Origin of the sequence: Calothrix rhizosoleniae SC01, assembly GCF_900185595.1 — a bacterium.
GTDB lineage: Bacteria > Cyanobacteriota > Cyanobacteriia > Cyanobacteriales > Nostocaceae > Calothrix_A > Calothrix_A rhizosoleniae.
The window spans coordinates 1-22,308 of the sequence record NZ_FYBH01000250.1 but is presented as its reverse complement, the minus strand read 5'-3'; the positions used below and the strand labels follow the sequence as shown (position 1 = coordinate 22,308).

Annotated in this window: 20 protein-coding genes; 7 read left to right on the top strand and 13 right to left on the bottom strand. The window is 38.0% G+C overall.

The window, feature by feature from the left end; all coding sequences use genetic code 11:
- Nucleotides 1–141 precede the first annotated feature (141 nt).
- The 4 genes from CALSC_RS14945 to CALSC_RS14930 all read left to right on the top strand — a co-directional run bounded on the left by CALSC_RS14945 (nucleotide 142) and on the right by CALSC_RS14930 (nucleotide 4,726).
- Entirely contained in the window at nucleotides 142–1,506 is a 1,365-nt protein-coding gene (locus CALSC_RS14945) for a glutamate-cysteine ligase family protein (RefSeq protein ID WP_088242121.1), read from the top strand.
- A gap of 250 nt (nucleotides 1,507–1,756) precedes the next feature.
- A complete protein-coding gene (locus CALSC_RS14940) occupies nucleotides 1,757–3,064 on the top strand; it encodes an RNA-guided endonuclease InsQ/TnpB family protein (RefSeq protein WP_088242120.1) in 1,308 nt (435 codons plus the stop codon).
- 71 nt (nucleotides 3,065–3,135) lie between these two features.
- Nucleotides 3,136–3,966, top strand: coding sequence for a 4-hydroxy-tetrahydrodipicolinate reductase (dapB, locus tag CALSC_RS14935; protein ID WP_088242119.1), 831 nt, complete (start codon nucleotides 3,136–3,138; stop codon nucleotides 3,964–3,966).
- Nucleotides 3,967–4,009: 43 nt separating this feature from the next.
- On the top strand, nucleotides 4,010–4,726 hold the full coding sequence (locus tag CALSC_RS14930) for a phosphate ABC transporter permease (protein WP_088242118.1): 717 nt from the start codon (nucleotides 4,010–4,012) through the stop codon (nucleotides 4,724–4,726).
- A 9-nt stretch (nucleotides 4,727–4,735) separates the two neighbouring features.
- Here CALSC_RS14930 and CALSC_RS14925 read toward each other — a convergent pair whose 3' ends face one another.
- The 13 genes from CALSC_RS14925 to CALSC_RS14860 all read right to left on the bottom strand — a co-directional run bounded on the left by CALSC_RS14925 (nucleotide 4,736) and on the right by CALSC_RS14860 (nucleotide 16,745).
- Nucleotides 4,736–5,353, bottom strand: a complete 618-nt coding sequence (locus tag CALSC_RS14925) for a precorrin-8X methylmutase (protein WP_088242117.1) — start codon at nucleotides 5,351–5,353, stop codon at nucleotides 4,736–4,738.
- Nucleotides 5,354–5,641: 288 nt separating this feature from the next.
- Nucleotides 5,642–6,448, bottom strand: coding sequence for a TPM domain-containing protein (locus CALSC_RS14920; RefSeq protein WP_088242116.1), 807 nt, complete (start codon nucleotides 6,446–6,448; stop codon nucleotides 5,642–5,644).
- A gap of 292 nt (nucleotides 6,449–6,740) precedes the next feature.
- The gene (locus tag CALSC_RS14910; RefSeq protein ID WP_088242114.1) at nucleotides 6,741–7,373 is read right to left on the bottom strand and encodes a nucleotidyltransferase family protein; all 633 of its coding nucleotides are present in this window, start codon (nucleotides 7,371–7,373) and stop codon (nucleotides 6,741–6,743) included.
- A gap of 47 nt (nucleotides 7,374–7,420) precedes the next feature.
- Nucleotides 7,421–7,666: an HNH endonuclease gene (locus CALSC_RS14905; protein ID WP_088242113.1), complete on the bottom strand. Its 246-nt coding sequence runs from the start codon at nucleotides 7,664–7,666 to the stop codon at nucleotides 7,421–7,423.
- Entirely contained in the window at nucleotides 7,663–8,046 is a 384-nt protein-coding gene (locus tag CALSC_RS14900) for a KGK domain-containing protein (protein WP_088242112.1), read from the bottom strand. Before CALSC_RS14900 ends, CALSC_RS14905 begins: the two co-directional genes overlap by 4 nt.
- An 86-nt stretch (nucleotides 8,047–8,132) precedes the next feature.
- Nucleotides 8,133–8,513 (bottom strand): KGK domain-containing protein, encoded by a 381-nt coding sequence (locus CALSC_RS14895; protein WP_088242111.1) that lies wholly within the window; start codon nucleotides 8,511–8,513, stop codon nucleotides 8,133–8,135.
- Between the two features lie 31 nt (nucleotides 8,514–8,544).
- On the bottom strand, nucleotides 8,545–8,913 hold the full coding sequence (locus CALSC_RS14890) for a KGK domain-containing protein (protein WP_088242110.1): 369 nt from the start codon (nucleotides 8,911–8,913) through the stop codon (nucleotides 8,545–8,547).
- A 55-nt stretch (nucleotides 8,914–8,968) separates the two neighbouring features.
- Nucleotides 8,969–11,431: a dynamin-like GTPase family protein gene (locus tag CALSC_RS14885; RefSeq protein ID WP_200817643.1), complete on the bottom strand. Its 2,463-nt coding sequence runs from the start codon at nucleotides 11,429–11,431 to the stop codon at nucleotides 8,969–8,971.
- A gap of 448 nt (nucleotides 11,432–11,879) precedes the next feature.
- Nucleotides 11,880–12,830: an RsmB/NOP family class I SAM-dependent RNA methyltransferase gene (locus CALSC_RS14880; RefSeq protein ID WP_088242109.1), complete on the bottom strand. Its 951-nt coding sequence runs from the start codon at nucleotides 12,828–12,830 to the stop codon at nucleotides 11,880–11,882.
- A gap of 75 nt (nucleotides 12,831–12,905) precedes the next feature.
- A complete protein-coding gene (locus CALSC_RS14875; protein ID WP_088242108.1) occupies nucleotides 12,906–15,071 on the bottom strand; it encodes a DEAD/DEAH box helicase in 2,166 nt (721 codons plus the stop codon).
- Between the two features lie 60 nt (nucleotides 15,072–15,131).
- Nucleotides 15,132–15,536 carry a hypothetical protein gene (locus tag CALSC_RS14870; RefSeq protein ID WP_088242107.1) on the bottom strand — a complete coding sequence of 135 codons (405 nt, stop codon included), beginning with the start codon at nucleotides 15,534–15,536 and terminating at the stop codon, nucleotides 15,132–15,134.
- Between the two features lie 70 nt (nucleotides 15,537–15,606).
- On the bottom strand, nucleotides 15,607–16,260 hold the full coding sequence (locus CALSC_RS14865) for an HAD family hydrolase (RefSeq protein ID WP_088242106.1): 654 nt from the start codon (nucleotides 16,258–16,260) through the stop codon (nucleotides 15,607–15,609).
- A 128-nt stretch (nucleotides 16,261–16,388) separates the two neighbouring features.
- Complete coding sequence (locus tag CALSC_RS14860) at nucleotides 16,389–16,745, bottom strand: Spx/MgsR family RNA polymerase-binding regulatory protein (protein WP_088242105.1); 357 nt, start codon at nucleotides 16,743–16,745, stop codon at nucleotides 16,389–16,391.
- A 427-nt stretch (nucleotides 16,746–17,172) separates the two neighbouring features.
- On the opposite strand from CALSC_RS14860, the gene CALSC_RS14855 reads away from it, so the two are divergent.
- From CALSC_RS14855 to CALSC_RS14840, 3 genes are all read left to right on the top strand, one after another.
- Nucleotides 17,173–18,873 (top strand): solute carrier family 26 protein, encoded by a 1,701-nt coding sequence (locus tag CALSC_RS14855; RefSeq protein WP_088242104.1) that lies wholly within the window; start codon nucleotides 17,173–17,175, stop codon nucleotides 18,871–18,873.
- A gap of 175 nt (nucleotides 18,874–19,048) precedes the next feature.
- Nucleotides 19,049–19,663: a Uma2 family endonuclease gene (locus CALSC_RS14850; protein WP_088242103.1), complete on the top strand. Its 615-nt coding sequence runs from the start codon at nucleotides 19,049–19,051 to the stop codon at nucleotides 19,661–19,663.
- A gap of 611 nt (nucleotides 19,664–20,274) precedes the next feature.
- Nucleotides 20,275–21,996, top strand: coding sequence for a helicase HerA domain-containing protein (locus tag CALSC_RS14840; protein WP_088242101.1), 1,722 nt, complete (start codon nucleotides 20,275–20,277; stop codon nucleotides 21,994–21,996).
- Nucleotides 21,997–22,308: the final 312 nt, after the last annotated feature.

Here is a 22,308-nt window from a genome sequence, read left to right as displayed (position 1 = left end):
ATTTAGAATGAAGGATTGAGAATGAAGAATTTAGAATTATTACCCCATCGATGAATCGAGGGGCTTGAAACGATAGATTCATTTTTCTTTTCCACGGATAAATCCGGGGGCTTGTATCCAGTTTGTTTTTCGGTCAAGAAAATGCCTACAGTCCATCGTCAAGAATCAGTTTCCCGAGAAAATGCCAAATTAATTGCCAAAGAAAAAGCTTTTGGAACATCTCAATCAGGGACAGACCAGAAACAAGTAGGTTTAGAACTGGAGATGTTTCCTTTTTTAATTAATAAAGAAGGGATGCCAATTAGGCGTTTAAAATTAGAAGGAGAATCAGGAATTTTAAAGATGATTGATGCTCTTTCTGGTCAAGATTCTCTCGTGGGAATAAAGGAAAATCATGATAAAACCTTCTGTCGCTATCCCCTGAAAAACGGCGGATTTATTACTTTTGAAGGGGGCGGACAAATTGAAATTTCAACCTGCCCTTTTGATAGTCCAGGCGAATTATTAACTCATACGAGAAACACACAAAATTTATTGGCAAAAGCTTTTGCTGAACATGATGTTGTGCTGCTGGGGACAGGAATTGACCGATGGCATCCTGAAGATGAAATAAAATTGCAAGTTCACACCCCTCGACAAGCTGCCTTAATGACGTTTTTTCAACGTTTTGGTCAATGGGGTAATTTAATGATGACCAAGACAGCCAGTATACATATGAATTTCGACTTGGGGGGTGAAGAAACTTGGCGCGAGAGATGGCTACTGGCTAATTTGATTTCTCCAATTATCACTGCAACCTTTGCCTGTAGTCCATCCGTTCATGGGGTATCCACCAGAGCCAGAGCTTGGCAAAATTTAGAACCCACTCGTATTGGTTTTCCCTGCTGCGAAGGTTCTGAGGCAGACATTCTGGAAACCTGGAGTGAAAGGGTTCTCAAAGCTAAGGTGATAATTTTTAAGTTGGCACCAAACCAGATTGAACCTGTGGATATAGATATTAGCTTTGCCGAATGGATTGCAAATGGTCACCCCGTTTATGGTTGGCCGACTGTTGACGATTTTATCTATCACCTGTCTACATTCTATTTTGAAGTCAGACCCCGGAGATACATTGAATTGCGCTCTTGTGATATGCTACCGGGTATTTTGCAGCCAATTCCTGTTACTCTAGTCACAACACTTTTATATGAAGATGTTACCCGAAAAAAATGCCTGGAGTTATTATCTGGCAAGATTCCTGTACTGGAAAATTTGTGGCATCGTTCAGCAGTTATGGGACTCAGAGATACAGAACTGTCTCAGTTAGCTCATCAAACTTGGGAAATTACCATCGAGGGGATGGATCGTCTACCTCAAGATTATTTGGGAGAAGACAATATTAAAAAAACTCGGGATTTTTTGTCAGCATACACCTTTGTCAACAAAATGCCTGCAGACAGTCTGCAACAGCCTGGAGCAGAAAGCATCCCTAGGTCATGGGAATGGTCATCAATTATGGAAACCTAGTAATCAACCGTTACCAGAAGTGCAACGAGAGAGTGAAAGCCCTTGAGAAAGAGCAACACAGTTGCGTGTTTCGTTCTTTAGACAGGGGATGAAACCCGATACGGTGGGATTTATCCCACAGTCCCCACAGGGTGAGCGAAAAAAAGTGTGGGGAGTATGGGGAGTGATTTTTTGGATACTTAGCTAAAAATCCCACCTAAAATTTCGTTTACCCGTCCCCAATCATGGGATAATAAATAACACTAAGGAGGTGATTTGTTTGTACGGTTGTCAGCAGGTTTTAATTCACCCAAATCCAGATTTAAAAGCAATTTTATCATTTATTTGCTCCCAATCGAATAATTTGTCAAATTGCGCTCTCTACTATGCCCGTCAAATTTGGTTTAAAGCTAAACGCTACATCACTAAATTTGAGTTGGATAAGGAGATGAAATCAAATCGTCATTTCCAAACCCTCTATTCTCAATCTGCACAACAGTTGTGTCGTTCTGTGTATGAGTCATTTGCATCTTTTAAACAACTTAATGCTTTGTATCAACGTGGTGAGTTATTAGAAAGACCTAGACTACCAAAGTATAGAAAGAACGGTTTAAACAGTGTTAGCTATCCCAAACAGGGGTTAAGGTTAATAGAAGACGGGCAAATCAGAATCCCTCTTGGTCAAACTGTAAAGGTATGGTTTAAGTTAGATTCTTTCACCCTACCTATGCCTTCAAATTTGAGTTTTGATTCTATTAGAGAAGTCAGGATTTTGCCGATAAATCGCTGCTTTTATGCAGAGTTTATCTATCAAGTTGACCCTGTAGTATCTGATGTAGATAAAAGTAGAGTTTTAGGCATTGACCACGGTTTAAAAAATTGGTTAACTTGTGTTGATAATATTGGTACAAGTTTTATTGTTGATGGTAGACATATTAAAAGTTTGAACCGTTGGTATAATAAACAAGTAGCAACAATTAAAGAGAATAAATCCCAAGGATTTTGGTCAAATAAACTTGCTGCTATTACTGAAAAACGCAATCGTCAAATTAGAGATGGGATTAATAAAACTGCTCGCATAGTTATTAACCATTGTTTAGAAAACCGGATTGGACGAGTTGTGTTTGGTTGGGGACAAGGAATTAAACAAGAGATTAATTTGGGAAAGAAATGCAATCAACAATTTGTGCAAATCCCTACAGCTAGACTCAAGCAGCGAATTGAGCAATTGTGTCAACAGTATGGCATTGAGTTTATAAAGACAGAAGAAGCAAACACTTCAACAGCATCATTTGTTGATGGTGATACACTACCAAAACATGGTGAAAAACCCAATGATTGGAAATCTTCTGGTCGCAGAGTAAAACGGGGATTATTCCGTACTGCGATGAATTGGTACATCAATGCAGATGCAAATGGTGCAGCCAATATCATCCGTAAGGTAAGCACAACACTTGGACTTGATTTGAGTGGAGTGTGTAGGGGTGCTTTGACTCATCCCACCCGGATTTATATCTGGGTGACAGCTAAGAAAAAGCAAAGGGACGCGGTTTTAACCTGTCCCGTAGCATCTTTTTAGAATCCCCTCGCCTTCAGGTAGGGGAGCAGTCAAAATGCCCTTGTTGTCAATAAAAAAATTTTCGAGAAAATATGGCAAATCAATCTCCTATTCCTGTTGTTGTCAATGGTGCTGCTGGTAAAATGGGGCGTGAGGTGATTAAGACAGTAGCACAAGCAGCTGACATGAACTTGGTGGGTGCTATTGATACTACCCCTGAACATCAAGGAAAAGATGCAGGAGAATTAGCCGGCTTAAGTGAACCCTTAGAAATTCCCATTACTAATCAATTGGAGCCGATGCTGGCTTTTGCATCCCAAGAAAAACAAATCGGGGTCATGGTTGATTTTACCCATCCTGACTCTGTATACGATAATATTCGTAGTGCGATCGCTTATGGTATTCGCCCTGTGGTGGGGACTACGGGACTTAGTCCAGAACAACTGCAAGAATTGGCTAATTTTGCTGACAAAGCCAGTACAGGATGTCTGGTAATTCCTAATTTTTCCATTGGCATGGTGCTATTACAACAAGCAGCAGTCACAGCCTCCCAATATTTCGATCATGTGGAGATTATTGAGTTACATCACAATCAAAAAGCTGATGCACCTAGCGGAACGGCAATTAAAACCGCTCAAATGTTAGCAGAAATGGGTAAAAATTTTAACGTTCCTGTGGTGGAAGAAACAGAAAATTTAGTCGGAGCCAAAGGTTGTCAAGGTGGTGAAGGAATTAGGATTCACAGCGTCCGCTTACCAGGTTTAGTAGCTCATCAGGAAGTCATATTTGGTGCACCGGGACAAATTTATACCCTACGTCATGATACCAGCGATCGCGCTTGTTATATGCCGGGGGTATTACTAGCAATTCGTAAGGTTCTAGAGTTAAAGTCATTAGTATATGGATTAGAAAAAATACTTTAAACTCCTAATCCAAAATTTCCCATCCAAAATCTAAAATTCTCCCATGCTTGTCCCACTGACTCGCCAAAAATTTGAGCAACTCATACCCCTAATCGCCACTGGTCCCCAGTACAAATATTATTGGGGAAAATTTCCAGACCTTTTACAACGGTTCTTAATTTCTGTAGTCTCCGTTGCCATTGTGGTGATTATGAAATTAATATTCAAACTAGACTTTGGGCCCATTATTTTTTTATTGGCACTAATAGGAGCTTTTTACTGGTTATGGGGACCTGTATTTTGGGCAAGTATACGTAATGCTAAATGTCGGCGCTACAAATATAGTGGGTTTTTTAGAGGGCGAATTTTAGATTGGTGGATTACAGATCAAGTACTTGGTAAGCAAGAAACTGTTAACAATCGGGGTGAATTGGTAATTGTAGAAAATCGAGAAAAACGCATTAACTTAGAGGTAGGAGACGATACCGGATTTACCGCCCAAATGCAAGCACCACTGAAAGTTGAATACAAAGCGATCGCTGCTGGTCAACGGGTAGAAATGCTAGTTATGTCCAATCGCACTGATTTAAGCCAGATTGAAGATATATCGGAAATATTTATCCCTAGTAGAGAAATATGGGTAAATGATTATCCTTACTTACGCAGGGATTTCTTTATGGAGATGAGTCGTCGCTTTCGGGCATCCCCTAATGGAAGATCCCGTCGCCGACAACCCAGGGAAAGAGAACCCAGAAGAAATAGAGAGTGGGACGATGATTAATTTTTCTTATTATTGCTTTTTCCCGTAAGCTTGCCAAGCTAAATCGATTAATCCATGAACAATAGCAGTGGCTACAACGGCATTACCCTTATAACTATCAATGGTAATGTGAGGGACGAGAGAATTTCGCAAACGCTGTTTAGCAGTATTCTCCACCAAAAACCTAGGTGAAGTCCCAATAATCAAAGCAGGTCGAATCTCTTCTGCTTCAATTAAATCCATTAAGGTTGTCAACGCAGTTTCTGATTGACCCACTACAAATATTCCCTCTGGGTAGCGTTGAGCCAGGATTTCCATACCTAAAGCAATATTGTCCGTTTTTGGTTGCTGGTTAATATATACATCTTTGCTGCAATACACTAGATTGACAAAGGTTTGTTGAGTGCGATCGATAATACCTACTCTCACCATCGGTATATCCACTACTATAGTGGTACGGGCAGCTAGTGCTGCTGCCCCAGATTGGAGAGCTGTTTCCGAAAACCGAATCAGAGATTTATATTCAAAGTCAGCAGTTGCATAAATCACCTGGCGGGCAATCTCATATTCTGCGGGTGATAATATATGAGCGCCGATTTCCCGATCTATTACTGCTAAACTTTTAGCATAATTTACCTGCCATTCCATCACATATCAGACCATTTTAGATTTTGGAGTTTGTACCTCAACCTATTGGGAGGCACAAATGAATGTTAGCATTCATACTCATTGATATATCTATTGCATGATAATTACTGATTATGTCTCTGGCAAAAGTAATACCATTTTGAAAAAATAATGGGACAGATGGGTAGGGGCACGGCATCCACAATCTTTTGGTATATAAAATTATCTTACTGGTGCCGTGCCCTTACGAAAAATGTATGTGTGACAAAAATTATTTGAATTGGTATAAATTTTTCTCAATTCAACAATTCAACTATCAGAAGCTGGAGGACTACTAAGAATCGGAGATAAATAGGCGACTAAGACTCCAATTAAAAAACCAGATATATTACGGACTAAAGGTAACCATTCGGAAGTTCGAGTTACTACTGGCCCAATACCGAAGGCAACAAATAGAATACCCCATAAAGGTGAGAAAATTAAAGCCCACTGCCAAGCAAAAACTTGATTTTCTTGACGGGGTCGAGCCGCAAAACCACAAATCACACCGCCAATTACAGAACTAATTAAGGTTAAAATCCACTGTTCCCTAGGCAATCCAGGAACCACATTACAACCACCTTGTTGTAAGCAACCCTCGACTGTTCTCATTGCCTCTAAAATAGCTTCATCTTCACCATTCTCTCTGACAAAATACAAATTACCAAACCTGGTTTGTAATTCAATCCAGAAGGTGCGGGGTAACAATTGATATACTGCATCACCCACACTAAAGCTAAGAATATTACCTCCACGGGAGTCAGCAACCAGTAAAATACTTTTATCGTCCAAACCCCAAAAATTGATCACAGCTCGACCTGGAGTGCGATCATATTGTGTCAAAACTCTCAGCTTCCAACCCGTGTCAGTTTCAAATTGTTCTAGTTCTTTGACTAACTTGCTTTCTTGTAAATCGGTGAGAGATTTGGCTAAGTCAACAACTGGTGTGGGGGTGTCAGGTAGTAATTCTGGGTTGTTGTAGGCGTAGCTGGGGGGAGTATGCATTACCCACATTGACGCAACCAGAAAAAACACTGTAACCGATGCCAAAATTCTTCGCCAAAAACAATACTGCATGAGTGCTTTTTAATAAATGTATTAACAGTAAAAGTGAACAAAATGTTTTTAAAGAGTAAAAGATACTTCTTTACACTTCTTTACTCTACTCTAATCTGTGGTTTGAGAGCAAAATCTTTCACAAGGGAGGCGGGAGAAGAGCTTATATCATGTCCGGTTAAATACTTATCATTAGGACTGCAAGGGAGCAGGGAGCAGGGAGCAGAGGGAGAAAGAGCTTGGGTGATTTTTGCATGGATGGCTTCATAAGTAATCAGGCGGACATGATATACCTCATTTACCTGGAGCCGTATTACTTATTACTTGTTACCAGGAGCTGTTGATAGTCTTGTGGTGTATCAATATCAACTGCACCTAAGGGGAAGGGAATAGAGAAAATGCGATCGCAATATTTGTTAATTAGTTTTTTTGCACCCCCCGTTTCACCCAAGGCTGCTAACTCTGCAAAAAAATTATGGTTGAACAAAACGGGTACACCTAAGGTATCTGCATATTCACAGGCTACGATTGATTTTCCTGTAGAATAATATTTTGTCACTAAATTATTAATAATTTCAGAAGAAAGGAATGGTTGATCGCAAACTGTAATAATTGCTGCATCAACATTTTCACGATCATTGGTAAGAGAAAGAATACCGCTACGAATTGAAGCGCCCATTCCTAAATGCCAATCTGGGTTTTCAACTACTGTTACAGAATCTTGGTTAATCTGAGAATGTATCTGTTGTGCATTGGCTCCCAAAACCACTGTTACAGATTTGCATACTGAGGTGACTGCACTGGCGATTGTATGTTTGAGTAAGTTATGCCCTTGATATGGTAAGAGTTGTTTTGGTGTGCCCATACGGGTAGATTCACCTGCTGCCAGGATAATAATGGCGACATTAGATTCAGTATGTTGGTATTGTGAATTGGTGATTTTCATCTCGTTTGGCATTTAAATGAGACAAAAAAGGAGATATTTCTTCTGGATTATAAATCAAAACGGCGTTGAAATCTGCGATCGCTTTTATCTGATTTTTGGCGATTGCAAGGAAAGCAGAGAGTTTGTAGATTGCTGATATCGTTTGTACCACTGCGAGCGAGGGGGATAATATGGTCGATGGTAAGTTGGCTTTCTGTATGGGTTTTACCACAGCTTTGACATTGGTATTTGTTCCGTTGGTATACGTATTCTCGTACTGATTTAGGGATAGAAATGCGGGGTGTTTTGCTCATGAGGTGGCTTCGTTAATTTTACGGCGAATATCGTCTAGGGGAGATTCTGCTGTGGTTTCACTGCTTGTATTATCTTCCTCTTCTTCGACGTAAAATTCAACGCTGAGTTTGAATTTCATTTTTCCTTTACGCCATTTAGTTGCACCTAGGGTTAAGATTTCACAATCTATCCCTTCTTGAAACCAGTTACTAGAACTTACTGCTTCGATAGTTACTCTTTGAGAATTTAACAAATTTTTGAGTTGATTTGCCAGTCCTTGATTGGAAGATTTTTTTACTGCTGTTCTTACTTTTTCAATCTTAAATGTGTCTTCCCCAAAGGAAATAACATCATTATCATTGCATTCTATTGGATTAAGTTTTTTATTATCAGTATCCATAAGGATTATTTTCTAGTTAAATGGTGAGGCTTAGATTCCTGACTTGCAAAAAAAGTCGGGAATCTTAATGATGTAGAGAGACTAAATTAATTAACTTGATTTAATTTACGCCGGATATCGTCAAGGGATAATTCAGAATTAGTATTTTCTGGTGTTGTTTCAATCTCAGGCTCATCAGACTGAAATTCTAGAGATACTTGAATTCTTACTTTTCCTTTCTTCCATCCCTTACCATCAGTTCCTAAAATTTCACAGTCGATACCTGTTGTAAGCCATTTCTCATTAGGTGTGAAAAGTCTTCTATGCTTCAAACTATTCTGTAAACTATGTAATGTAGTGTTCGATATAACGTGTTTTAATGCTGTCATTAATTCATCTATCTTTAGCATTAATGGTGATGGGAATGATATAACACTATCTTTGTCTTTCACTTCAAAATCTATCTTTTTGAAATTATTATCTAACATTTTTTATATCCTTATTTTTACAGATTCTATATTAATTAACCTGATTTAATTTACGCCGGATATCGTCAAGGGATGATTCAGAATTAGTATTTTCTGTTGTTGTTTCAACTTCAGGTTCATCAGGCTGAAATTCTACAGATATTGTGATTTTCAGCTTCCCCTTTTCCCAGCTTTTACCAGGCTTTAAAATTTCGCAATCTATCCCTTCAATAAAGAATAAGTCTTCACTCTGTTTAGGTATCCGACCTGAACCAGCAGAATACAAATTATTTCTGATATTCTCCCATCCTTTATCTCTTAAAAATCCATAAATATGAGATAAAAATTGATTAACTTTAAGTGTACAACATCCCCAAGATACTACAGAGTCATCATCAAGTGGCTTAAAGTTATTTCCCATGATATTTCTTCTTATTATTTATATGAATCCCATTATTCAGTAATGTGAGCGATCCCTAATTATTCAATAACTGATTATTAACATCATTATTTACTAATGTAGTATCAATTATTTCATGATTAACAACATCCATCACCTCATCTACATCATTAATGACAGGTAATAAATGCTCGTATAAACCCATCATTTGTAAATTGCTATTGATAGCATTAATCGCATGATTGTATATTTCTATTTTCTGCTCAACCTCACTCAATAAACGCTGATTGCTGAGAATTTTATCCTCTGCTTCTTTCTCCAATGTCTGCTGTAAATAATTACGTGCATGGGAATACTGCTGTAAAATCACATCTGTCTGTTTATCAGCCATTGGTAACAACAGAGTTTTCAGGGTTTGATTGATGACTTGGCGGAAATTTTTGCGAATTGTTTCTGATACCTTCGGCTCAAAATCTAACTTCAATAATTGGCGAATTGCTGGTTCTGCTTCCATCATACTTTCACAGTCATAACCTTGGGAAGTTTGTAGCAATGTTTGGCGAAATTGATATATAGAAAAAGTCCCCTCATCATAAAATCTAGGACTTTCTCTGACAAAGCGATCGCATTCTATTCTCGCAGCACTGACAATAGCATTATCTACGTCTTTTTCTAACTGTTTTAATTCTTGCTCAATCCCACTATCATTACCTAATAAACGATACAATTGCCGATAATATTCTGATTTACGAATATTCCCAATTAATTGTTGAAATATATTAGCAATTACTTCTTGAGAAGATGCAATTAAAATATCCTCTAGCTGATTAGATAAATAATAAAGAGCTTCCACTAAAATAGCGATTAAAGGAGCAGTTGCATTGCGGGGATGATTCAGGGTAGCACTGCGGTAGGCTTCTGCAACAGAAAAGGTATCTAATAATTCATCTAAACGGTGAATCATGCGGGATTGTAATTGCTGAAAATCTGCCTCAAATGTATGGGAAGCATTGGTAGTAATTTGATTAATTTCCATAGCCATATGCTGACTAAATTCGTTACCAACTTCCTGTAATTGTTGATTGAGGCGTTGTAATTCCTGCTCTTTCATTGCCTCAATTTCTTGAGGTTGGCTATATAAATTATTTTGTAGAGTTTGATAATGTTTTTTCAGTTGGATACAAATATCTTCTAAGTCATCCGCCAAATTTTTAAATAGTTGAGGTCGTTTTTCTTCTGTCAGATAACGGGTGATAGCAGTACGAAATTCCTCAACTCCACTATCTTGAATCAACTGATTTATGAGTGTTGTTCCTTGTTCTGATAAAATTCGCACATAATTTTGATTGGGAGTTTCAAAACTATTTACAGAAATACGAAATTGACTCGGTGCAAGCTTCCCAGAGTTAGCACAATAACGGAGAAATTCATTAATAAACTGTGGTGTTTCTTCCTCCCCATCTAATCCTTTTATACTCTCAGCAAAAATAGAATCTAAACCAAACTGATTATTCCCATTTGTCTGCTTAATTTGACTACCGTAAAATCCTAATAACCCACTGGTTTTAAAAACCTTGCTGGTGTGGTGAAATTGATCGGAAATTAAATTATCTAGCCGAGAGCGCAATTGCTGATTGTACCAAGTTTCATCAATACGGTTAAATACATAAAAAACCCGATCCCGAATACCGCCATTTCCTCGCATCATCTCCAGGAGTTGGGTTTCCTCCTTTGTCATATCACCTGCTGCTGCTGGCTTCAACACACATACCACTGCTGATGTGTCGGGATGTTGAATTTTGTTATAGGTTAATTGTGCATCCTTGTCCACGGGTGCATCAATACCAGGTGTGTCGATAATAACATTACCATCCTGTAATAAGGGATGATGACAGTAATATTCAATGCGCTTTAAAACCGCGCTATTGCTACCACGACGAGCATATCCGGCTGCTTCCTTGAGATTGGTAAAATTAAAATCTTCCATAGGATATGTATTATTATTGATAGCATGAATGCGATCGCTATTTACCACATACCCTTCAATTAGCAACATTAAAGCTTTTGCTTGTTTTGCTCTTTCTGATTTACTTTCCCCACCTTCTTGCTCAAGAATGGCTTGACATCCTTGGTTAAGTAAATCAAGGACTTCAGATGCATGAATATTACTAACAGTGTTAAATCCTAGTTGTTGACATAAATTAAGAGCCTGTTCTGTAATTTCTACCTGACTTAAAAAGGTCAAAATAACCCTTTCTTTATCAGCCACTGCATATTCAATTTTGCATTCTGTCCCTGTGGCGTGTCCCTCTGCACTATACAATAATTCCCTTTCTAGTAATGCATTGATTAGCATGGATTTACCTGCACTAAAAGCACCAGCAAATACAATATCAAACTTGGGTGAAATTATCTTTTCCAGGGATATTTGTATAGGATTAATGTTACAATTACGTAGTGTATTTTCTTGCTGTAAAAGTTGTAATATTGATTCAACTTGAGATTTAATATTTTGACTATGAAGCGAATCAATTAGCATATTTATCACCCTTTTTATTAATTATCAGTTATCAGCGATTAGTTATAAGCAGATTTAAACTAAGACTAAATTAGAACTACTCAAGAAAGTGAATATGATAAGAGTATGAAACTCAATGCTCAACTATAATCACTTAATAAATATATAAATAAGTCTATTTTATGAAAAAAATCAGAATATATGGTTCAGTAAAAATACTGGGATGTTATGGCGCTAAACGCAAGTAATAAGTAATAAGTAATAAGTTCACTAATCATAGGTTTCAGCCTTCAATAATATCCTAACTTAATTGCGTAGTGCTATAGTTATGAAAATCTTTGTTATCAGGCTTAATCCAGATGTAGATTTAAGACTAAGTTTAAAAAATATCCTGATAAAATAATGCTCAAGTAGGACTTATTGTCATGGAAATTGATAGTTTAAAAAGAGTAAATATTTCCTTTGCTAATCAGTAAGAAAATACTGTTTTCAGAGATGAATTATCCAGATTCATTTCCTGAATATCTCCATGATCAGTATTTTGAAATAATGCAGTAAATGAACCTGCACCCAAACCATATTGAGGAAACATTCGATAACAATACACACTCGTAAGATGAGACTGATATGGCGCTAAATGAGGAACTTCCACCGCCTTAAATTGAGGAAAGCGTTTTAAAAACCACTGACAAACCTGCTCATTCTCTTCTGGAGAATAGGCGCAAGTCATATAAGCTATATACCCTTGAGGTGCAACAATTTGAGCCGAATTAGCAATAATTCTTTTTTGTCGATTAGCACTTTTATTAATTGAACTAGGATGAAAACAACCTGGTGCTTTAATACCTTTTGCTAGTAAAGATTGTCCAGTACAAGGTGCATCAATGATGACTAAATTACTAGATAAGGGGATTTCTTGAGCAAAGATACTCGAATCTTGGTTAATAACTAAAGAAGGTTGAATATGACAACGCTTTAAATTAGAAATTAACATTCCTAGGCGTTTTCCAATTACTTCATTACAAATAAGTAAATCTGGTTGTAAAAGTCTCCATGCAAATATACCTTTCCCCCCGGGTGAAGCACACATATCAACAATGTATTTAATTGGTTGATTAATGGCTAATAAAGTGGAAGCTGCAAATACCGAAGAAAAATCTAAACAATAAAAATAACCCTGTTCATGTAGAGGATGTTTACCTGGCTTTTCTGGTAATGATAAGCGTTCGATAAAGTTTGGCTGCCAAGGTATAGATTCTGCTAATATAAAAGGAGTCTCTTTTGGTTTTTCTTTACACCAAATAATACAAGGATGAAAAGGCTGAGGATTAATTAAAGCATCAATAAATTTATTTTGCTCATCTGTATCGGTAAATAAACGTCGCGTTAATTTAAGTAGTAAATTTGAAGGTTTTTCCATCCTCAAGTTATCAAATTGATATGATTATTGTATCAAGCGATCGCTAATCTGATCATCAAGATTAAAATTACATATTTACCAGCAGGAAATTATCTGTCTTAATTCTTCTAAATCTAAATAATCACAGGTAAATGCTTGACGTAACATGGGATAAGGAATAAATTTATCGTATTTTTGAATTTCTGGCGCTTCAGAATCACTGAGTAAATCATCTGCTGTAATTCTTTGCTCACACAGAGAGATTATTTCCGGATAAATATCTTTCAGTTTATTTTTGTTTAATTTAATGATCAAATAGTAAGGGTTAACACTGCGAATACTTTTAATTTCTAAAGACTCACGACAAAAGTTATTAATTAATCTTGACAAAGTCCGAAAAGCTAACGTACCTATCCAAGGTAAAATACAAGATTTATCTTTACCAAGAGGCAAAATATACTGTTTATCTAGTTCATAATATTGTGCGAGTTGACGGGCTTTTCTCAGGCGTTTAATAGCATTTTTTTGTAAGTAAGGATATTCTATATCTTCAGTTAATACCTGTTGCATTCTTTGTAATATTTTGGAATGAATATTACCGCTACCACCCCGCCAAAAAATACTAGCATTTCCTTCTACTTGTTTGACTGAAATCACCTTTTTCCGGAAATCAACTTCTGTAACTTCCCAAGTTTTTCCTGCTAAAGCAAATTGATTACCCACAGGAGGAGGCATAATTATACTACCAATTTCCGTTGTTCCTTGTTTGACAATATATTCTACTGTTTCTGGAAATACTGCATAAAACTTAAACTTACTAACTATTTTTTCTCCCTCTAAACCGACAATTAATTTACCTGTTTCCGTTTTTTGGATATGATTAATATCAATTAAATAGCGCAGTAGTAACTTAAAATTTTCTGGAGATATCTCTGCAAAGGATGAGAAACTTAAGATTTGTTGGGCAAGATTAGCAGGTGCAATTGATCCTGTTGCTGCTAAAACACTCATTGTTTGATGATATAGAAGACTTAAAGGATACTTTAATGGTTGAATAGGTTCAATCCAACGTTCTTCTAAATACAGTTGAATAATAGCAATTGATTGTAAAAGTTGCCAAGGTATTTTTTCTGGGAGTGGTGCTTCCGGTAAAGGCTCTTTTTCAGCACAAACAAAACGCATATCCGCAGCTTCTCCCCTACGTCCTGTGCGTCCTAAACGTTGGAGAAAACTAGCCACAGAGGGGGGAGATTCTAATTGAATTACTCTTTCTAAATGACCAATGTCTACACCTACTTCCAATGTGAGAGTAGCAGCAGTCACAGCAGGTTGATTTGATTGACGCATGGCATCTTCAGCAGCCTGACGTAAGCTAGCTGATATACTACCATGATGGACGTGATAAATATCTGGTGAGCTTAGGGTTTTGGCGACTTTTCTTAATGAGGAAATGATTGTTTCTGTTTGTTGTTTATTATTTCCAAATATAAGACATTTCCGAGACTTACTTAAGTTAAAAATATATTGTTCGTATTCATTTATCTCTGATATATCGACCTCTTCCGGAATAAAAAAGTGTTCTAAAGCTAATTTTATCGGACGTTTTCCACCATCAATTTGAGGTGTAATCACAAATTTATTAGTACCGGAACTTAACCATGTTTCAGCTAAGGAGTAGTCTCCCAAGGTTGCTGATAAACCAATGCGTCGATGTTGGACTTTAGTTATATTTGCTAAACGTTGTAATTGACAAAGAATTTGACACCCTCGTTCTGAACCCATAAAGGCATGAATTTCGTCAATGACTACAAACCGTAAATCACCAAATAGCCGTACAAGTTCTTGATGTTTATTAATCAGTAAACTTTCTAAAGACTCTGGGGTAATTTGTAAAATGCCTTGAGGAGATTTCAAAAGTTGTTTTTTACGACTTTGAGAAACATCACCATGCCAATGATATACAGGAATATCTGCTTCTTTGAGTAAATAATTTAGACGTTCAAATTGGTCATTTATTAATGCTTTAATAGGACCAATGTACAAAGCTCCAATAGTCTGAGAAGGATTTTCATATAATTGGGTAATAACTGGTAAAAAAGCTGCTTCTGTTTTACCAGCTGCTGTCCCCGCAGCTACTAACAAGTGAGCATCTGTGTTGAAAATTACTTCGCAAGCAGCTATTTGAGCTGGACGTAATTCTGTCCAATTATGGTTGTAAATATATTCTTGGATAAAAGGTGCAAGACGAGAGAAAGTTGTCATTCGATGTTGGATTTTTGATGAACCTCAACTATAGATTTGCTGGTCATTATAACTTACGAATTATTGAAATAATTGGGATATTCGCACATGCATAAAGGCTATATCAACATCTCTTTGAATGGCTTGATGGTAACGCATTTCTGATGTGTTCCCCTCTTCTGCTGGTTGTAATAAACTATGTGCTGTTTGTAATAGCTCATTAGCAGCATTTAAAGTTATGGGTTCTTTTGCACTCAATTCCTCATCTACCTGAGCAATAAATTGAGACATAGGACGGAGCCAGCTAAACCACTCATGTCCGAGAACAAGTCGCAAAAACTCTCCATTTGAGGGTATGCGTCCATGTAATTGTTCGTAAGTAGTGCGTTCGTATTCTAATAAAGCTTTGTGGAGGCGTAGTAACTGTATACGTACTTCTTTGAGACGTTGGACTGTGGATTCTAAAGATGAGTCGCTAGCAGACATGGGACACTAATGATGATAGTAAACACTTTTCTTATCTTAATGGAGTGAGAGTAGGACGTGCTTTTAAATCTCACATTGATTGAATCAGGTTTGGGATTTGGCTCATATCTTCAAAAACAAAGTGCGCTCCAGCTTGTTGAAGCTTTTCAGCATTCATTAACTCAGCATAACCGCCCACTATCATACCAGCAGACACACCACCCCGTACACCGATGGGTGTATCTTCAATTACTAAACATCGTGAGGGTTGAGCATTCATTTTTTCAGCTGCATATAGATACACATCAGGGAATGGTTTTCCTCTCTCCACCTCAGTGACGCTAAATAACTTTCCTTGAAAATAGGGCAAGATTCCTGTTATTCCTAGAGTAGTTTCCATCTTTTCGCGATCGCTACTTGATGCTACACAATAGGGTAAACTCAATCTATCCAAAGTTTGTCTAATTCCCCGCACGGGTTTTAGCTGCTGCTGTAATGCTAGTTTTGTCCGTTGTCGATAGTTGCTCACAAAGTCCGATGGTGGTTTTTCTCCCAGCATGGTTTCTATCATTTTTAAACACTGTTGCATGGAGTTACCAACAAACTGCTCAAACATATCTTCTAGGGTGAGTGAAAGTCCTAAATCATTGAGCATTTCGGCAAATACTGCGTTGGTAATGCGTTCGCTATCTACCAATACTCCATCACAATCGAAGATGATAAGATCGAAATGAGTAGTACCCATGCTGTTATTGATCCTATTTTGAGAAAGTAGGCAAGGAAAGTCAAAGTTCTGTTAATAATTATTCGCGATCGCATGACAGATTTGCAAATTCGCGTTTTCCTTAATAGAGTTGTTGATAATTACCATAACTATAATCCTAATTTTTCCCGGATAGTCTCTTCTTTATCCCGAAAACCCACCATTACGGCTTTCTCTTCTTTAGTAAATAAGGGACGTTTCAGTAACATTGCATCTTCAGCAAAGGCTTTTATCCATTGTTCGTCTGTCCAATTTTTCTTCTCTTCACCCAATGCACGGTAAGATTGACCAGAGGTATTTCGCATTGGTTTAGCACTCAAGTATTCTACCCAGGTTTGAATTTGTGCGTAACTGGGAGGATTTTCTTTGGTGTTAATAAATTCATAGTCAACATGATTGTCTTTTAACCACTGGAAAGCTTTTTTGCAAGTTCCGCAATTAGGTATGCCGTAGACTTGAATGGACATATATCATTCCTATAATAATTCAACATCAGGTATAGCAGTTATGCATTTTCTCATGATTTAATGAGTATTACTACATGCAACAGAAAGTTTTTTTACTAACAATAAGAATAGGAAGCCCTACTTCTTGCAAAAATCGGAGTTATGAGTATCAAAAATTTTACAAATGATATTATGAAGGGAATCTTAGAAGCAACATTACCATATCTTTCTCTATATTGATTAAGGTCAATTGCTTGATAGCCACGATACACCATAGGTAATCCTTTTTAACTAAATATTGTTATACTCAATTTCAGGGTACTCATGTTTGATTTATTACCATCTGTACTGAATCGTGATATTCCTCCCGAACCACTACGTAATCGCATTTCACTAAAAGGCTAAATAACCCTAAACTATTTAATATCTCCTCCCATCAAAATTATCCGTGTCTCCCAAGTCGAAAGATAAACCCCTCCCTCTCCTACCGGGATTAAAAACCTTACTCTCCTACCAAAAAGCATGGTTGCGTGGGGATATACTTGCAGGCATTACCGTCGCTGCTTACTTAATTCCTCAATGCATGGCTTATGGTGAGCTAGCAGGGGTGCAACCTGTGACAGGATTATGGGCAATTCTGCCCCCAATGATAATTTACACCCTATTTGGCTCATCTCCCCAGCTATCCGTAGGGCCAGAATCAACCACAGCAGTGATGACAGCAGTGGCTATTTCACCCCTGATCACTGAAAACGGTTCTAATTACCCCAGTCTTGCTTCTCTGTTAGCCTTGATGGTAGGCATTGTTTGCATTATCGGCTACATTACCAGACTGGGTTTTCTCGCAGATTTGCTATCCAAACCAATTCTAATTGGTTATATGGCTGGGGTAGCAGTAATAATGATGACGGGGCAGTTAGGTAAAATAAGTGGGATGAAGATTGAGGCAAATGCTGCCTTTGGGCAAGTCGGTGAATTTTTCAGCAAGTTACCAGAAATACACCAACCAACCCTAATTTTAGCCATCTCTGTATTAGTATTTCTATTCGCTATTCAGCGTCGTTTTCCTAATGCACCTGGTCCCCTTTTAGCAGTATTATTAGCAACGGCAGCAGTAGCCATATTCAAGTTGGATGGGCGAGGGGTAGCTGTAGTAGGAGCAATTCCTGCTGGTTTACCTCATTTTTCTCCACCTCAAATATCCCTTGGAGATGCTGGTAAACTCATAGCTTCGGCAATTGGGATTTCAGTTGTCGGCTATTCTGATAATGTACTGACAGCAAGGGTTTTTGCTACTCGTCATCGTTATAACATTGATGCCAACCAGGAATTATTAGCTCTGGGTATGTCCAATCTGGGAAATGGATTTATGCAAGGGTTTCCCGTCAGTAGTAGCGGCAGCCGCAGTGTAATTGGTGACTCTTTAGGTAGCAGGACTCAAGTATTTTCCCTGATTGGCTTGGTGGTGGTGGTGTGCGTACTGTTATTTCTGCGACCTTTATTGGCATTATTCCCGAAAGCAGCACTAGGAGCAATTGTGATTTATGCTGCTACTAAATTGATTGAAATACCGCAATTTATCAGACTAGGGAAATTTCGTCGTAGTGAGTTTTTCCTGGCTATAATCACCACACTGGGAGTACTAATCACGGATCTCTTAGTTGGTGTGGGGGTGGCTCTGGCTCTATCTGTAATTGATTTATTTGCACGGGTAGCACGTCCCCATGATGCGGTTTTGGGGAAAGTCCCCAATTTACCAGGATTGCATGATATTGAAGACTGGGAAGGAGCAACAACTATCCCCGGATTGGTAATTTATCGTTATGATGCTCCTCTATGCTTTGCCAATGTGGAGGATTTCAAGCGACGAGCCTTAGAAGCCATTGAAGCGGAAGTAACCCCAGTGGAGTGGTTTGTTTTGAATACAGAAGCAATTGTTGAAGTTGATATTACTGCAATTGATACCTTGATAGAATTACAAAATGAATTAGCTGAGAGAGGAATTACCTTGGGAATGGCACGGGTAAAACAGGATTTATATGCACAGTTGAGGCGTTCGGGATTGTTAGAACAAATTGGCACTGACAATATTTATCCTACCTTACCTACGGTGATTGCTGGATTTGAAAATCGCGCTCTCAACTCTTAGGTGAATTGTATATAAAAACACTCCAATCATTCCAAGGTTCATCATTTGATAGAATAACTCTCTCAACACCCATGATGTGTCTTTTACAGCGTTTTTCCATTTATTTGAAAAGCTTATGTGGTAACTCTTTCACAATCCAAAGTCTAAAATCTAAAATCCAAAATGGTATGAGATTATGACCCAACCTTTGTCCAAGTTATTAACCTTCGATGAATTTATAGAATGGTATCCCAAGGATAGTAAACGCTACGAACTGCATAAAGGAGTAATAGTTGATATGCCTCCACCATCTGGCGCTCATGAAGATGTTGTTGGTTTTTTGACACGAAAATTAGGGGTTGAAATTGATCGGCTAAATCTTCCCTTTAATATCCCCAAAACAGGTTTTGTTAGAACTCCCAGTGCTGATTCGGGCTATTTACCCGATGTATTGGTAGTAAACCAGGACAATTTAAAAAACGAACCTCTGTGGAAAAAAGAATCAACTGTTACTCAGCCCGAATCTGTACCGTTGGTAATTGAAGTTGTTTCGACTAACTGGCGGGACGACTACCACAAAAAATATGCTGATTATGAAGAAATGGGAATTCCCGAATATTGGATTACTGACTATGCTGCATGGGGTGCGCGTAAGTTTCTCGGCAATCCCAAACAGCCTACTATTTTCGTCTGTGAATTAGTGGATGGGGAGTATCAAATGACTCCATTTCAAGGGAATAACCCAATTGTATCTCCTACTTTTCCCCAATTAAATCTCACCGCGCAACAAATTTTTGACTCAGTTTGCTAGATTCAGAATAAGTTTTTTCCTCAACAAGTACTCTCTTATCCTTGCCAACCAAGCATTTTAAATGGCTAATGCTGTTGGTACTGCCCCTGCGGGAATAATCTCTGCATTTTTTTGTACTGTTAAATTAAAGTCAAAACAAACACTCAGTAAAAACAATTAAAGGATTGATGAAGTCTCCTGATGTGCTTCGCAATCCGTGTTGATATATTTGAGTAGAAAAATTTTGAGTAATTAGGGTCTGCTGAATAACTGAAAAATGTTGATTTATCAATGCTTTGAGGCTATTTTATTGGGAAAGAAGTGCAAGGAAATTAGGATTTTAGGTTTAAAATCCTTGTATCTGTTATTTTTTTCTGGCAAAAAGAATATAAATAAAGAGGCTGTAACTACTCCCCACTCCCTACTCCCTACTCCCTACCCTCACCAAAAGACTTTTTCAGCAAGCCCTAATTAAATAATATTCAGCTTCGCTGATTAGCAACTTATAAACATTCTGGGGAAATTCCCATCATCTGCTTCTGTGTTTATGGTAAAATTTCGTCACCATTCTGACGTTTTACAACTAAAATTCAACATAAGCAGAATCCCAATAATTATATTTAAGTAATCAAATGAATTTGGGACAACCATTAGGTTCAGTCATACAAGGTTCCCTCACTGGTGGACTAGAAGTAAGATTACACCCAGATATTTCCGTAGAAGATATGCGGGTGGGTAAATTTTTAGTCGTACAGGGTATGCGATCGCGTTTTTTCTGTATGCTGACTGATGTAGCATTAGGAACTGCCAATCAACGAATTATAGCTAATCCCCCCGACTGGGAGGATAGTTTTTTACGGGAAATCCTGGCGGGAAGTGGTATTTATGGTACTGTCAATTTAGCTCCCATGTTAATGTTTACACCAGAATCCCACGAAGAATCCCCAGAGAACAATAATGGGAAATCTGGGAAACAATCCTCCGGTTTAGCATCCTTTGAGGCTCAAACTAGTACTACTATGGAATTGTTACCAGTGAAGACAATTCCCACCCATTTTAGCCAAGTTTATGAAGCCGCAGAGGAAGATTTTCGCCGGGTGTTTGGTTGGGAAGATGATCCCATCCGCAAAAATTTCTCCATTGGTAAACCTTTGGATATGGATGTTCCAGTTTGTTTGGATTTAAATCGGTTTGTAGAACGCAGTAATGGGGTTTTTGGGAAGTCAGGAACGGGGAAATCTTTCTTAACTCGGTTACTTCTAGCTGGAACCATCCGTAAACAGGCGGCGGTAAATTTAATTTTTGATATGCATTCTGAATATGGTTGGGAAGCAGTATCAGAAGGTAAACAATTTAGTACTGTTAAAGGATTAAAGCAATTATTTCCTGACAAAGTAGAAGTATATACCCTCGACCCCGCTTCTACAAAACGGCGAGGAGTTCCCCACGCTCAAGAACTATATCTGAGTTACGACCAAATTGAAGTGGAAGATATTAAGTTATGTTGCCGAGAATTGGGACTTTCGGACGCGAGTATAGATAACGCCAATATTCTTTATGCTGAGTTTGGTAAATCTTGGATTCTCCAACTCATTAACATGAGTAATGAGGAGATTAAAATGTTTTGTGAAGAGAAACGGGGACACCAAGGTTCAATTACCGCCTTGCAGCGTAAACTTCTACGCATGGAAAACCTAAAATATATGCGCGCTGCTTGCCCTCATAATTATGTTAACCACATGTTGCGATCGCTAGAAGCTGGGAAGAATATAGTGGTAGAATTTGGCTCCCAGTCTGATATGCTTTCCTATATGTTGGTGACAAATATGATTACCAGGCGGATTCACCAGCATTATGTCCATAAAGCCGAAAAATTTCTACAGACCAAAAATCCCAGTGATCGCCCCACCCAATTAATGATTACCATTGAGGAAGCACACCGCTTTCTCGACTCTAGTGTGGTTCAAAGTACTATCTTCGGCACCATCGCCAGAGAAATGAGGAAATATTTCGTTACCCTACTAGTGGTCGATCAACGTCCATCGGGAATAGATAATGAAGTTATGTCTCAAGTTGGTACTCGCGTTACCGCCTTGCTGAATGATGAGAAAGATATTGAGGCCATTTTTACCGGGGTGTCTGGTGGAAGTGCATTGCGATCGGTATTAGCGAAATTAGACTCCAAGCAACAAGCTTTAATTTTAGGACATGCCGTCCCCATGCCAGTGGTGGTGCGTACCCGTCCCTACGATACAGTATTTTATGAAGAAATTGGCGATCCAGTTTGGACAGAAAAGTCAGATGCAGAGGTTTTAGCTGCCGCTGAATTGGCAAAAGCAGATTTGGGATTTTAAACATCCTCTTAATTATCTCTGATTTTTCCACAAACTCAATATTTATTGATAGTTAGTGTCTAATAGGTTTTTAAAAACTATTAGCTGTTACAAAATAGCTTAATTTGATGATTTTGACGATGAGCGATCGCTCATTTTTTTTGTTGTGATAGTTCGAGTATTTCAATAATCAAAAGGTATCACTTATGATTATTGGCTACTTGTCGCACTATCTCAATATCTAACTTAAGAGCCTCTGCTATTTGTTCTACACTCAACCCTAACTTTAACAAAGGAGGGATATTTTCTAGCTGTGTTTCTTCCTTAACCCTC

Coding starts and splice junctions, on each gene's coding strand:
- CALSC_RS14945 (WP_088242121.1), top strand. CDS start 142: ATGCCTACAGTCCATCGTCAAGAATCAGTTTCCCGAGAAAATGCCAAA.
- dapB (WP_088242119.1), top strand. CDS start 3,136: ATGGCAAATCAATCTCCTATTCCTGTTGTTGTCAATGGTGCTGCTGGT.
- CALSC_RS14930 (WP_088242118.1), top strand. CDS start 4,010: ATGCTTGTCCCACTGACTCGCCAAAAATTTGAGCAACTCATACCCCTA.
- CALSC_RS14925 (WP_088242117.1), bottom strand. CDS start 5,353: ATGGAATGGCAGGTAAATTATGCTAAAAGTTTAGCAGTAATAGATCGG.
- CALSC_RS14920 (WP_088242116.1), bottom strand. CDS start 6,448: ATGCAGTATTGTTTTTGGCGAAGAATTTTGGCATCGGTTACAGTGTTT.
- CALSC_RS14910 (WP_088242114.1), bottom strand. CDS start 7,373: ATGAAAATCACCAATTCACAATACCAACATACTGAATCTAATGTCGCC.
- CALSC_RS14905 (WP_088242113.1), bottom strand. CDS start 7,666: ATGAGCAAAACACCCCGCATTTCTATCCCTAAATCAGTACGAGAATAC.
- CALSC_RS14900 (WP_088242112.1), bottom strand. CDS start 8,046: ATGGATACTGATAATAAAAAACTTAATCCAATAGAATGCAATGATAAT.
- CALSC_RS14895 (WP_088242111.1), bottom strand. CDS start 8,513: ATGTTAGATAATAATTTCAAAAAGATAGATTTTGAAGTGAAAGACAAA.
- CALSC_RS14890 (WP_088242110.1), bottom strand. CDS start 8,913: ATGGGAAATAACTTTAAGCCACTTGATGATGACTCTGTAGTATCTTGG.
- CALSC_RS14885 (WP_200817643.1), bottom strand. CDS start 11,431: ATGCTAATTGATTCGCTTCATAGTCAAAATATTAAATCTCAAGTTGAA.
- CALSC_RS14880 (WP_088242109.1), bottom strand. CDS start 12,830: ATGGAAAAACCTTCAAATTTACTACTTAAATTAACGCGACGTTTATTT.
- CALSC_RS14875 (WP_088242108.1), bottom strand. CDS start 15,071: ATGACAACTTTCTCTCGTCTTGCACCTTTTATCCAAGAATATATTTAC.
- CALSC_RS14870 (WP_088242107.1), bottom strand. CDS start 15,536: ATGTCTGCTAGCGACTCATCTTTAGAATCCACAGTCCAACGTCTCAAA.
- CALSC_RS14865 (WP_088242106.1), bottom strand. CDS start 16,260: ATGGGTACTACTCATTTCGATCTTATCATCTTCGATTGTGATGGAGTA.
- CALSC_RS14860 (WP_088242105.1), bottom strand. CDS start 16,745: ATGTCCATTCAAGTCTACGGCATACCTAATTGCGGAACTTGCAAAAAA.
- CALSC_RS14850 (WP_088242103.1), top strand. CDS start 19,049: ATGACCCAACCTTTGTCCAAGTTATTAACCTTCGATGAATTTATAGAA.
- CALSC_RS14840 (WP_088242101.1), top strand. CDS start 20,275: ATGAATTTGGGACAACCATTAGGTTCAGTCATACAAGGTTCCCTCACT.